Source organism: Enterovibrio litoreus (assembly GCF_045679545.1).
Taxonomy (GTDB): domain Bacteria; phylum Pseudomonadota; class Gammaproteobacteria; order Enterobacterales; family Vibrionaceae; genus Enterovibrio.
Genome location: NZ_CP166194.1, coordinates 89571 through 102823, shown reverse-complemented (window position 1 = coordinate 102823; position 13253 = coordinate 89571). Strand labels below are relative to the sequence as shown.

Genomic DNA, 13253 nt, shown 5'->3' with positions numbered 1-13253 from the left:
AAAGTAACATATACAAAAAAGCCTCCATCTCAGGAGGCTTTTTCTTATTCGCTTGGTGCAAATAAATTATTTGCTGCCACGGCTTGCGCGCTTGCGATCGTTTTCAGTAAGAAGTTTCTTACGAATACGGATGCTTTCTGGCGTCACTTCTACCAGTTCATCGTCATCGATGAATTCCAGCGCTTGCTCAAGGGTGTACTTGATTGCAGGGCTAAGAACCTGAGCATCATCCGTACCAGATGCACGAACGTTAGTCAGCTGTTTACCTTTCAGACAGTTAACTGTCAGGTCGTTCGAACGGTTATGGATACCGATAACTTGACCTTCATAAACTTCGTCAGCATGCTCAGTGAACAGACGGCCACGCTCTTGCAGGTTAAACAGTGCGTAAGTCAGTGCTTTACCCGTTGCGTTCGAGATCAGTACGCCATTTTTACGCTGACCAATAATGCCAGGTTTCATTGGACCGTAGTGATCAAACGTGTGGTAAATCAAACCAGAACCTGAAGTCAACGTCAGGAACTCAGTTTGGAAACCGATAAGACCACGAGAAGGCATGATGAAGTCCATGCGCACACGGCCTTTACCGTCAGTCGCCATGTTAGTCAGTTCGCCTTTACGCAAACCGATTTTCTCCATGACGCCGCCTTGGTTTTCTTCCAATACGTCGATAGTCACAGTTTCAAACGGTTCCATTTTCTGGCCGTCTTCTTCTTTCAGGATAACTTCAGGGCGAGATACCGCCAGCTCGAAGCCTTCACGACGCATGTTTTCGATCAGGATAGACAGGTGAAGCTCACCACGACCTGAAACACGGAAGCGATCCGGGTCACCGGTTTCTTCAACGCGCAGTGCAACGTTGTGAACCAATTCTTTTTGCAGACGCTCAAGGATGTTACGTGAAGTAACAAACTTACCTTCTTTACCCGCGAACGGAGAAGTATTCACCTGGAAGGTCATGGTAACGGTTGGTTCGTCAACAGACAGAGGTGGCAGCGCTTCAACCGCGTTAACATCACAGATGGTGTCAGAGATTTTCATCTCACCCAAACCTGTGATTGCGACGATATTACCTGCATGCGCTTCGTCGATATCATGACGCTCAAGGCCAAGATAGCCAAGAACCGTACCCACTTTGCCGTTACGGGTTTTGCCGTCTGCGCCAATGATGGTCACTTGTTGGTTTGGCTTAACCGAACCACGAGTTACACGACCAACACCGATAACACCAACGTATGAGCTGTAGTCCAGCTGCGAGATTTGCATCTGCAGTGTACCGTTCACTTCAACTTCTGGTGCAGAAACGTTATCAACGATAGCTTGGAACAAAGGTTCCATGTTCTCGCCAGTCTCGCCTTCTTCCAGTGTCGCCCAGCCATTCAGTGCTGATGCGTAAACCACTTGGAAATCCAGCTGCTCGTCAGTTGCGCCCAGGTTGTCGAACAGGTCAAAAACCTGATCCATTACCCAGTCAGGACGTGCACCTGGACGGTCAATTTTGTTGATAACAACAATAGGTTTCAAACCGTGACCAAACGCTTTTTGCGTTACGAAACGAGTCTGTGGCATTGGGCCATCAACGGCATCAACGATCAGAAGAACAGAGTCAACCATCGACATGATACGCTCAACTTCACCACCGAAATCGGCGTGTCCTGGAGTATCTACGATGTTGATACGGTAGTCATTCCAGTTAATAGCGGTGTTCTTCGCCAGAATGGTAATGCCACGCTCTTTCTCGATGTCGTTCGAGTCCATGACGCGTTCTTCGTGCTCGCCACGTGTTTCTAGGGTGCCAGACTGCTGTAGCAGTTTATCAACCAGCGTAGTTTTACCGTGGTCAACGTGCGCGATGATCGCGATATTTCTTAGTTTATCTATCTGTAAGGTAGACATGGGTACTCTTTCACTCAAAAAAGATGTGCCGCCAAAGGCAACCAGCAAACCCGCCAGAAGCACTCACCGCCACTTGATTAAAATCCGGTCGTAATTTAACAGATTTTTACTCAAAACCCACCAACTATGTGACTCAGGATCAATTTATATTCATATCACCTTAGGGATGACACACATTGAGGCGAATAAAAAAGCAGCTCAATCCCTTATTTTCCGCTGATATCGTGTGATTTTTGCACGACAAAGCTGAGGGTCTCTAGACTTCGATCTGCCTCACAGCTCCAACAATGCGTCTGCTTTCTGCCGTGACAGTGATTGACAAGGCCTTCTAACCACTGCTGAATGAATCCATTGGTCACGCAATCCTTCCATTGCACCATCATGGTGCGGACGCGCACCAAAGTTGATCGATACCTTGCACACTTTCAACGCAAAAGCGCCTAAACACAGGCATTAACGGGAAATTTAAACTTGGCACACTTTTCGCTTTAGAGTGCTCAGACCAACTTTTTGGTGGAGCGCAAGAAAGCAGCTTTGCCAATTTAGAGAACAACGACACCGGAGGTTTATACACATGTCAGTAGAAAACGTACTTGCCTTAATCCAAGAGCACGAAGTGAAATTTGTTGATCTGCGCTTCACCGATACCAAAGGTAAAGAGCAGCACATCTCAATCCCAGCTCACCAAGTCGATGCGGACTTCTTTGAAGACGGCAAAATGTTTGATGGTTCATCTGTAGCAGGCTGGAAAGGCATCAACGAGTCAGACATGGTAATGATGCCTGACGCATCTACTGCTGTACTCGACCCATTCACAGAAGACAGCACGCTGAACGTTCGTTGTGACATCCTTGAGCCAGCAACGATGCAGGGCTACGATCGTGACCCACGCTCTATCTCTAAGCGCGCAGAAGACTACATGCGCTCTACGGGTATTGCAGACACTGTTCTGGTTGGTCCTGAGCCAGAGTTCTTCTTGTTTGACGACGTTAAGTTTGCCAACAACATGTCAGGTTCTTTCTTCAAGATTGACGATGTTGAAGCATCATGGAACTCAGGTTCTGATTTCGAAGGCGGTAACAAAGGTCACCGTCCAGGCGTAAAAGGCGGTTACTTCCCAGTTGCTCCTGTTGATTCATCACAAGACATCCGTTCAGCAATGTGTCTGGTTATGGAAGAGATGGGTCTGGTTGTTGAAGCGCACCACCACGAAGTGGCGACTGCGGGTCAGAACGAAATTGCTACCCGCTTCAACACGCTGACGTCTAAAGCGGATGAAATCCAAATTTACAAGTACGTGGTTCACAACGTGGCACACGCATTTGGTAAAACAGCGACCTTTATGCCTAAGCCACTGGTAGGTGACAACGGTTCTGGTATGCACGTTCACCAATCACTGGCGAAAGATGGTCAAAACCTGTTCGCTGGCGATAAGTATGGCGGTCTATCAGAAATGGCGCTTTACTACATTGGCGGCATCATCAAACACGCACGTGCAATCAACGCATTTGCTAACCCATCGACCAACTCATACAAGCGTTTGGTCCCAGGCTTTGAAGCACCTGTTATGCTGGCATACTCTGCACGTAACCGTTCTGCTTCTATCCGTATCCCAGTGGTACCAAGCCCGAAAGCACGTCGTATTGAAGCGCGTTTCCCAGATCCAGCAGCAAACCCATACTTGGCGTTTGCATCATTGCTAATGGCGGGTCTTGACGGTATCAAAAACAAAATCCACCCTGGCGATGCTATGGACAAGGATTTGTATGACCTACCAGCAGAAGAAGCAGCAGAGATTCCAAAAGTGGCTGAGTCACTAGAAGTGGCACTGAAAGCACTTGACGAAGACCGTGAGTTCTTGACTGCGGGCGGTGTATTCTCTGACGATTTCATCGATTCTTACATCGAACTGAAGTCTAAAGATGTTGAGAAAGTCAACATGGCTACACACCCACTGGAATTTGAACTGTATTACTCAGTGTAATCAAACAAGTTTCATATAAAATCAAAGGGCTCGCTCACAAGCGGGCCCTTTTTCTATTGTCTCAATATGACTTAGGCGCAAAATATCTGTTTTAGGCTTACGGATTGAATCATGCATCGAATATCGCTTCTGCTCCTTATTGGTGCACTCTCAAACACAGCGATTTCCGGCGAATACTATCGCTGGGTCGATGAAAACGGTACCGTCCATTTCAGTGACGCTCGCCCAGAAATAAGCATGGAAATAGAGATCGATGTTGATGTTCTTATTCAGCCCGACACGAGCACGTACGACAGTCCCCCCATCTCTCCTACTCCATCAACACCCACATCTCCACCCGCCCCTGACACACCCGCACTTGCTTCACGCCTAGAACTACTCTCACCCAGCAATGATGACACGATTCGCAACAACGAAGGCATCATCAACATCACGCTAGCCACAGACTTGCCGTTAGGCAAAAACCAAAAGATTCGCCCAGTCATCGACGGGAAATCCCAAAAGTCACAACGGAGTTTACAGTTTGAACTCGATAATCTTGATCGCGGCAGCCACACCATCAAGGTGCAATTGCTACAAGATGGCAAGGTTATTGCAGTGACTCCTTCAGTGACTGTGTTCCTGCATCGGGCAATTCAACGAAAAGCCCCGCCTAAAGGGAAACCAACCCCTAGATAGCGCAATCAGGGTCACCTTGTGTCAGCAACCTAGTGCAACGCACGTTTTCACCGCTGCACTAAGACGCACAATCTAGTAAACTTGATTGCACCATGATGGTGCGGCCAAATAGGAAGGTGATGTGGCCACTCTGACCGAAACTGTAATGGACAACCTGATCACGGCGATATTGGTGCTTGATAATGACCTGGTCGTGACGTATGCCAACCCCGCCGCAGAGCAATTGCTGTGTTTGAGTGCGCGTCGGTTACGCGAACATCCGCTGACTGACGTTATTCAGCATTGTTCTATCGATCTCGAGCATGTTAAAGAAACATTGGCAAACGGGCAGGGCCTAACGGATAGCGATGTCACTCTCGTCATTGATGGTCACCATCGTAAGGTCGAGTTAAGTGCAAGTCCCTTGATGTGGCAGCGCAGCCCTTCCATGCTGCTTGAAGTCAAAGCCATTGGTCATCAACAGCAGATCAGCAAAGAGCTCCAGCAACAAGCCCAGCAACAAGCCGCAAAAGAGTTAGTTCGTGGGCTCGCTCACGAAATAAAAAACCCACTGGGTGGGCTTCGTGGTGCTGCACAACTACTGGAAAAAATGCTGCCAGACCCAAGTCTTGGTGAATATACACGGATCATCATTGAGCAGGCCGATCGACTGAGAAACTTGGTTGATCGCTTACTTGGCCCTCAAAGGCCAGGGCATCGCCAACAAGAAAACATTCATGTGATTCTGGAAAAGGTCCGCCAGCTTGTCGAACTGGGTGCGGATGGAATCATCATTGAACGCGATTATGATCCAAGCTTGCCCGATATCGAGATGGATCCAGAGCAGCTGGAACAAGCACTACTGAATGTTCTTAATAATGCCGCCCAAATTTTGGCCGACACGCCGAATGCTGAAATCACCTTACGCACCAGAACGGAGCATCAAGTGGTGATTGGGGGCAAGCGTCATCGATTGGCAGCACGCATTGATGTCACTGACAACGGTCCTGGTATTGCGCCTGAACTTCAGGACACCTTGTTTTATCCCATGGTATCAGGACGACCAGGCGGCACGGGGTTAGGTTTGTCTATCACGCGCAACCTTATCGATCAGCACAAAGGCAAAATTTACGTCAATAGCTGGCCTGGCCATACCACCTTCACCATCTTGTTACCAATTCGACGCTAAGGGGAGAACATGAGCAAAGGACTAATCTGGGTCGTTGACGACGACAGCTCAATCCGCTGGGTGTTAGAACGAACATTGAATGCGGCAGGCATGGCATGTGAAACCTTTGCCGATGCCGACAGCGTATTAGACGGCCTCAACCGTGAAGTGCCGGATGTTTTGGTGTCCGACATCCGTATGCCAGGCACTGATGGGTTTGCCCTACTAAATCGCCTGCAATCCGAATATCCGACCTTGCCAGTGATTATCATGACGGCACATTCTGATCTGGATGCTGCGGTGAGCGCCTATCAGAAAGGCGCTTTCGAATACCTGCCAAAGCCGTTTGATATTGATGAAGCCGTCGCTTTAGTTGAACGCGCGGTCTCACACAGCCAAGAGCAAAAACGCCAACGTGCCCCGAAAGAAGCCATGGAGGCCGCACCGGAAATCATCGGTGAAGCGCCATCTATGCAAGAAGTGTTTCGCGCCATTGGCCGCTTATCTCGCTCTTCCATTTCTGTATTAATTAACGGTGAGTCAGGCACAGGTAAAGAGTTGGTGGCGCATGCACTTCACCGACACAGCCCGCGCGCGAGCAAGTCATTCATTGCACTGAATATGGCCGCAATTCCGAAAGATCTGATTGAGTCTGAACTATTCGGCCATGAAAAAGGCGCATTCACAGGCGCTAATAGCGTTCGTCAGGGACGCTTTGAACAGGCTAACGGCGGCACACTGTTTCTTGACGAAATTGGTGATATGCCGCTCGACATTCAAACCCGTCTGCTGCGTGTTCTCGCAGATGGTCAGTTTTATCGGGTTGGCGGGCATCAAGCTATTAAGGTCGATGTGCGTATTATCGCCGCTACCCACCAACACTTAGAGCGATTGGTCGCCGAAGGAAGTTTCCGCGAAGACTTATTCCATCGCCTGAATGTGATTCGTGTTCATCTTCCGGCACTTCGTGAACGTCGTCAGGACATTGGCCAATTGGCGAAGCATTTCCTCAAGCGCGCGTCTGATGAACTGGATATCGAGGTGAAGTCGCTTCACCCAACCACCTTGGATTTGATTTCAGGCCTACCTTGGCCAGGCAACGTCAGGCAACTGGAAAACATTTGTCGCTGGCTAACCGTTATGGGAAGCGGCAAAGAAATTTTGCCGGAAGATTTACCCCCAGAATTGATGCAGCCGGAAATCAGCACGACGTGCGGTGAGGTCGATAGTTGGCAGCAAGCCTTGTCACAGTGGGCTCGTACATCACTGGGTAAAGGCGATGACAACCTATTGCGAGAAGCCTTGCCAGAATTCGAACGCATTTTATTGCGCGAGGCACTGAGCCATACCCGAGGTCATAAACAAGAAGCGGCTAAACTGCTCGGATGGGGACGAAATACGTTAACGCGTAAGCTCAAAGAGCTCCAAATGCCTTAGCGAACCACAGTTTCAACAAAAATCGTAAACAAAGACAACAAAACCGCCTAATAGGCGGTTTATGTTTATGTGCCTTACTGACGAGGTGATAGATAGCTCGTATAATTGCCAAAAGTTGATTTAAGGATAATCAGATGATCGCAACCCACCTTCCTTTGACGGATCTACACCGTCACCTTGATGGCAATATTCGCATTAACACTATATTGGAGCTGGGTCAGAAGTTCGGCATGTCACTGCCTGCCGAGACTATCGAGACTCTGCGTCCACATGTTCAGGTGATGTCAAATGAGCCTGATCTCGTCGGTTTCCTGTCAAAACTCGACTGGGGTGTTGCGGTACTTGGCGATCTGGATGCTGTTCGCCGCGTGGCATACGAAAACGTCGAAGATGCACTAAATGCGCGTATCGACTATGCAGAGCTGCGTTTCTCGCCATATTACATGGCAATGAAACACAACCTACCTGTTCAAGGTGTGGTTGAGGCAGTGATTGACGGTGTGCAAGCAGGTAGCCGCGACTATGGTGTGAAAACTAACCTGACCGGTATCATGAGCCGCACTTTTGGTGTTGAAGCATGTATGCAAGAGCTTGATGCGTTGCTGGCACTAAAACAACATCTAATTGCTATCGATCTTGCGGGTGATGAACTGGGGCAGCCGGGTCATCAGTTTAACGATCACTTTGCCAAAGTACGCAAAGCTAACCTTAACGTGACCGTGCATGCGGGCGAAGCTGCGGGTGCGGACAGCATGTGGCAGGCGATCAATGAACTAGGTGCAACCCGTATCGGTCACGGTGTGAAAGCCATCGAAGACCCTGCGTTGATGGAATATCTGGCAAAACACCGCATTGGTATCGAAACGGCGCTGACATCCAACGTGCAAACCAGCACCGTTGAATCGCTAGAAAGCCACCCTATCAAGCAATTCCTGTCGCATGGCATTCTGGCGTCGCTCAACACTGATGACCCTGCGGTATCGGGTATTGAATTGCCTTACGAATACGAAGTGGCAGCACCACAAGTTGGACTAACGCCAGAGCAGATCACTTTGCTTCAGCAAAATGGCCTTGAAATCGCTTACCTGTCAGACAGCGAGAAAAACGAGCTAAAAGCCAAAGCGCTCACAAGAGGCTAATCGCTCTCGGCACAAAAAATTGAATTTCACTAACACCAGCAAATGCTGGTGTTTTTTTGTTCACAACTCACGTACAATGCCGCCGAATTTTCGTACTAATACCAATCTGGTTTTGGTCCAAACACGACACCGTAGAGATCTAAGATGTTCGACGCACTGTTTACCCTGAATGAAATGGCAGCGGCTGGCCCAGGTCAATTAGCAGCGGCAGCCCTGGCGGTTGTATTGGCTGTTTTTAGCTTTAGCAGCGGCGTGTAAGCGCCGAAAGATAAATGCCATGACCCAAAAAAGCCGCTAATGCGGCTTTTTTCATTTCTAACGAATAGCAACGTTAGCGGTGTTTAGATGACGCGAGAAAACTGTTGTTGTCTGGCTCTATCACGCAAGTAGGTGTCAAAGCACATACAAATATTGCGGATCAGTAAGCGTCCTTTCAGCGTGACCTGAATATGGCTATCGTCTACCGTCACTAAATCATCTTCAATAAAGCATTTCAGCAACGCCAAATCGTCGGCAAAGTGCTCATCAAACACCAGTGTGTAGTCACGCTCAATCGCTTTCTTATCCAGAGAGAAATTGCAGATCAGTGATTTGATCACTTCACGACGAAGCAAGTCATCAGCATCGAGCATCACGCCTTTCCAAAGCGCATGGTGCTTATCTTCCACTTGCGCGTAATACTTTTTCAGCTCTTTTTGGTTCTGCGCGTAGCAATCGCCGATCATTGAAATAGCAGACACTCCAAGCCCCAGCAAGTCACAATCTCCCTGCGTGGTATAGCCTTGGAAGTTACGATGCAAAACCCCTTCGCGCTGCGCCACGGCAAGCTCATCGCCAGGCAGTGCGAAATGATCCATACCAATAAATTGGTAGCCTGCCCCCGTCAAGGTGCTAATGGTTTGCTCAAGCATACCTAGGCGCTCTTGCGGTGAAGGCAGGTCGGCATCTTTGATTTTTCGTTGTGCTGCAAACAACGCAGGCAGGTGCGCGTAATTAAACACGGACAAACGACCTGGCTTCATCTCTACTACTTGTTTGAGCGTCTTAGCGAACGTCGCACCGTTTTGGTGCGGCAAGCCGTAAATCAGATCTAAATTGGTAGAGCGAAAGCCCAGTGATTTTGCACGCACAACCAAGGCCTTGATAAAATCTTCGTCCTGTTCACGGTTTACCGCTTTCTGAACCGTCTTATCAAAGTCCTGCACACCGATACTCAGGCGATTAAAACCTTCAGCACGCAGGTGATCCATCATGTCGAGTTCAATCTCTCGCGGGTCCACCTCGATGCTGATCTCCGCATCGTCACTCAAACGAAACTCTTGGCGCAACAAGCACATCAATCGACTGATCTGTGCCTTAGACAGGAAGGTAGGAGTGCCGCCGCCCAAGTGCAACTGGGTGACATTGCGATCGCCCAGTAAGTAGGCACGCTGACGGATTTCTATCTCAAGCGCATCCAAATAGGCATCGGCTTTGTGCGCATGGCGGGTAATCACTTTATTACAACCGCAGTAGTAACAAAGGGTATGGCAGAATGGAATATGCACGTACAAAGACAAATTGCGCTCAGGATACTGCGCACACGCCATATCAAACTCTGCTGGCGTGAAGACTTCGTGAAACTCCAATGCGGTCGGATAAGAGGTATAGCGCGGCCCTGAGTAGTTATACTTCTCAATAAGCGCCTGATCCCAAATGATTTGCTGCGTAGACATTTGTGTTCCCGCCAAAAATGAACAACCGGAGAGCGGTATTTTGACACACTCTCCGGTCGCGGATGAATCTTTCCCTTCTAGCCAAAGGGAAAACTGTTGGCTTGATCGTACCGATCAGCTCGCTAATGTGCGAATCGGGGTCACTTTTGCTCCCGTAAACGCCAAAATTTCTTCCAGTTCGATATGAATGGCTTGTTGGAGACGCGCTTCTGCTTTCATGCGTACCATGTTGTCGCGCATGCGGTCTTTCTTCTCGATCGCTTTACGCGCGTCGCCCCGCGGCATGTCCTTGACCACGTCATACAATTCATACAATGCTGGGTAGCGTGTAGGGTAATCCACACGCTTCTCCCCTTGCAGGTGATCCATGATCATATAAAGACGGATAGCCGCTTCTGACAAATCACACTGCTCTTGCAGCGTTGCCATGGCAATCACATCCACACTTTCAATGATTTTGAGGTTACGTTGCTTAATCGCTGCGTCCATCTGCGCGGCTTGCATCTTGGTCTGGTGACGTAATTTCGCCAATAGCCAGCCCGCATAAATCGCTAACCCCAGAATAATGGCACCGCCTAGCGCCAACACACCTAAAGGAAGAGTATCCAACATTTACTCCTGATCAAATTTGAAGTTTTCAAACTCCGCCAACAAATCATCATCGCCGCGGCGTTTCGCTTTTTTCGGTGCTTCGGTCTCAACGGGTTCGTCGTCTTCTTCAAGCAAACCCAGTTGATTCATCAGCACTTCGATGCGATCGAGTTTCTCGTCGACATAACTTTGCAGACCAGAACCCAGCTTTTCACCGTTTTCAATACGATCAATCAGCACATTTAGTTGTGCATCATTTTCCAGCATTTCCAATTCTTTTTCTGCGCTAACACGACGCACTTTTTTGCCCGCGGCAGATTTAGGATGCGGTTTTTGCTCCACAACCAATGGCACAGCCGCTTTGCTTCCCAAGCGCGGATCGCGTTGTTGTTGAGCAATACGCTGCTTCTCAACGGTCGCGTCTGAATGACGAGAGCCGGCTTTCAACCCTTTACGCTTGTTTTTGCGCTTGGCTGCCAACGCGGCAATATCATTTTTACTTAATGAGCGATCACTATATTGCGCAGGACCTTCAGAGCCGACTTTACGGGCTTTCTTCTTGCGGGTCATTGGTTTTTCTTCCTCAGTAAAATTACGTCGTTACCAACAAAGTCCACGTCAAGACCATCACGGTCTGCTAGAAAGCAGAACGTTTCGCGACTGAAAAAACTCACGTGGGTTGGGTCATTTTTGTAGTGCCAACACTTAAATGCATCAGCATCAATAACGAGCTTGGTCATGATTGCTAACCAGCCTCCAGGCTTGACCAGGCTCAGTAACTGTCCCCATTCCTTGTGAGGCATATAAAAGTGTTCAATCGCTTCGGTACAGGTAACAAAATCATAGCTTGTATTCAGTACGCTAGGATCGGGCACGAAATAAGGATCATACAAGGCCATCCTATGCCCAGACTCTTCCAGCATCGCCGCCAAAGCTGGCCCTGGGCCACACCCGAAGTCTAATCCGTCGAGTGGCGCACTCCCGAGTTTTACCAATAATGGGTCGGCTAGACGGAGTAAGAAACGGCGATATCCCTCATCTTCTACCGCATTGTCATGCAGATCATACTGGGCTTTCTCTTCTTTCGGTGATAATCGGCAAGCGGGATCAGCAAACACCAATGAACAAGCATCGCAGCGGAAATATCGACGTCGTTTATCCTGCTCAAAATCGGCAGTATGAGTCGACTGACAAAGCGGGCAAGTTAAAGGCATGATGGTTTCTGCACCAGATTGAATGGCGGAAATGTAACAGAAAGCTGGATAAGAAAAAAGCGACAGGCTAAGCCTGTCGCTCTAGAGCGTTCTAATGAACGTATTGTACCGCTTTAATCCCTAACAGTAATTCCACATCCCGGTGAACAAATTTCCGTTTGAATTAAGGGCATCCTGCCGATTTTTATTTGAGTATTACTCACAACATCCTGTTGTCATCGCCATCCTAGCGGGTGTCCTGACCACCGTCCTAGTGGTTGTCCATTATCGTGTGAATCCTTCACACTGTTGGTCATCCTGACGTAACACATCCAAGTGACAAAGGCTTTTCCCAAGCCTAATTCCGTTTGAATCCCTATCGCAGCCCTGCGCTAGTCTTCCTGACTGTCCTTTCCCGAGTCGCTTTCCTCATCGACATTAATCATTTTACGCCAATACCATGTACAAAATAGGCGTCGACTCACATTTCAAACATGTCTTGTATCAGCAATCAAATTATCTTACTGAAAGATAGGACGAAAAAATAAAAACAGGCAAGTTATAGGGAGAATCACCAACGTAAACATGGGCGATCACCTACAAAGTCACGAGAAAAAAGAAAGGGAGAGCATTGATGCCTAAGTGTTCGCAAAGAGCAGTAGCCAGCGTTTTATCTGATAGATAGATTCAGCGACCAAAAGGAAGATGCAAAAAAGGCAGCTTCCGCTGCCTTTTCAAACATGTAACGGGTTATCCCTGGGAAGACTAGTGTAATCCGCCGACATATTGCGAAATAGCATCGATTTCTTTGTCAGACAGTTTAGTCGCGACAATACGCATCATGCCATTCAGGTCGTTGTTTCGCGTACCATCACGGAAAGCCATTAACTGCGCTTTCACATAATCAGCATGCTGACCAGAAATTTTAGGGAAGCCTGACAGTGATGTACCGTTACCACGAGGGCCGTGACACGCAATACATGCCGCAATGCCTCGTTCTGCATCACCAGCAAGATAAATCTGCTCACCAAGATCAATTGAAGACTCGGGCGTTGCACCTGGCTTAGCGGTCTGCGACGCATAGTAAGCGGCCAAATCTGCCATGTCTTGTTCAGACAACGCTGCTACCATACCTGCCATCACTGCGTTATAACGGCCTTGTTCGCCACCTGACGTCATACCGAGCTTAAATTCTTTAAGCTGCTTCAATAAGTATTTTTCGTGTTGGCCTGCTAGCACGGGGTTTGCTGGGATAAGACTATTACCGTCAGGACCGTGACACGCAGCACAAGTAGTTGATTTTGCTTTACCTGCTTCTGCATCACCCTGTGCATAGGCGGTAAAACTCGCAATTAAAGTGAGTAGTAGCGCTAATTTCTTCATGACATTCCATTTATAATTATCAAGCTTCCAATACCACGATGCCCACGCCATCATGATACAATCATCGAGCAAAAACCGAGCACGGTCATT

11 protein-coding genes are annotated in these 13253 nt (G+C 48.5%); 5 read left to right on the top strand and 6 right to left on the bottom strand.

What is annotated here, in order from left to right:
- Window positions 1-66 precede the first annotated feature (66 nt).
- The gene (gene typA / locus AB8599_RS00455) at window positions 67-1896 is read right to left on the bottom strand and encodes a translational GTPase TypA (RefSeq protein ID WP_407331883.1); all 1830 of its coding nucleotides are present in this window, start codon (window positions 1894-1896) and stop codon (window positions 67-69) included.
- Between the two features lie 574 nt (window positions 1897-2470).
- Between typA and glnA the strand changes: the two genes are divergently transcribed.
- The 5 genes from glnA to add all read left to right on the top strand — a co-directional run bounded on the left by glnA (window position 2471) and on the right by add (window position 8281).
- Window positions 2471-3880, top strand: coding sequence for a glutamate--ammonia ligase (glnA, locus tag AB8599_RS00450; protein WP_407331882.1), 1410 nt, complete (start codon window positions 2471-2473; stop codon window positions 3878-3880).
- A 111-nt stretch (window positions 3881-3991) separates the two neighbouring features.
- The gene (locus tag AB8599_RS00445; RefSeq protein WP_407331881.1) at window positions 3992-4558 is read left to right on the top strand and encodes a DUF4124 domain-containing protein; all 567 of its coding nucleotides are present in this window, start codon (window positions 3992-3994) and stop codon (window positions 4556-4558) included.
- A 145-nt stretch (window positions 4559-4703) separates the two neighbouring features.
- On the top strand, window positions 4704-5726 hold the full coding sequence (glnL, locus tag AB8599_RS00440) for a nitrogen regulation protein NR(II) (protein WP_407333152.1): 1023 nt from the start codon (window positions 4704-4706) through the stop codon (window positions 5724-5726).
- Between the two features lie 9 nt (window positions 5727-5735).
- Window positions 5736-7142 carry a nitrogen regulation protein NR(I) gene (gene glnG, locus AB8599_RS00435; protein WP_407331880.1) on the top strand — a complete coding sequence of 469 codons (1407 nt, stop codon included), beginning with the start codon at window positions 5736-5738 and terminating at the stop codon, window positions 7140-7142.
- A 134-nt stretch (window positions 7143-7276) separates the two neighbouring features.
- Window positions 7277-8281: an adenosine deaminase gene (gene add, locus AB8599_RS00430; protein ID WP_407331879.1), complete on the top strand. Its 1005-nt coding sequence runs from the start codon at window positions 7277-7279 to the stop codon at window positions 8279-8281.
- Window positions 8282-8622: 341 nt separating this feature from the next.
- Here add and hemN read toward each other — a convergent pair whose 3' ends face one another.
- The 5 genes from hemN to AB8599_RS00405 form a co-directional block, all read right to left on the bottom strand.
- Window positions 8623-9996 (bottom strand): oxygen-independent coproporphyrinogen III oxidase, encoded by a 1374-nt coding sequence (gene hemN / locus AB8599_RS00425; protein ID WP_407331878.1) that lies wholly within the window; start codon window positions 9994-9996, stop codon window positions 8623-8625.
- 114 nt (window positions 9997-10110) lie between these two features.
- A complete protein-coding gene (locus AB8599_RS00420; RefSeq protein ID WP_407331877.1) occupies window positions 10111-10608 on the bottom strand; it encodes a DUF2489 domain-containing protein in 498 nt (165 codons plus the stop codon).
- The gene (yihI, locus tag AB8599_RS00415; protein ID WP_407331876.1) at window positions 10609-11157 is read right to left on the bottom strand and encodes a Der GTPase-activating protein YihI; all 549 of its coding nucleotides are present in this window, start codon (window positions 11155-11157) and stop codon (window positions 10609-10611) included.
- Window positions 11154-11801 carry a class I SAM-dependent methyltransferase gene (locus AB8599_RS00410; protein ID WP_407331875.1) on the bottom strand — a complete coding sequence of 216 codons (648 nt, stop codon included), beginning with the start codon at window positions 11799-11801 and terminating at the stop codon, window positions 11154-11156. Before AB8599_RS00410 ends, yihI begins: the two co-directional genes overlap by 4 nt.
- A 744-nt stretch (window positions 11802-12545) precedes the next feature.
- Window positions 12546-13163 carry a c-type cytochrome gene (locus AB8599_RS00405; RefSeq protein WP_407331874.1) on the bottom strand — a complete coding sequence of 206 codons (618 nt, stop codon included), beginning with the start codon at window positions 13161-13163 and terminating at the stop codon, window positions 12546-12548.
- Window positions 13164-13253 lie beyond the last annotated feature (90 nt).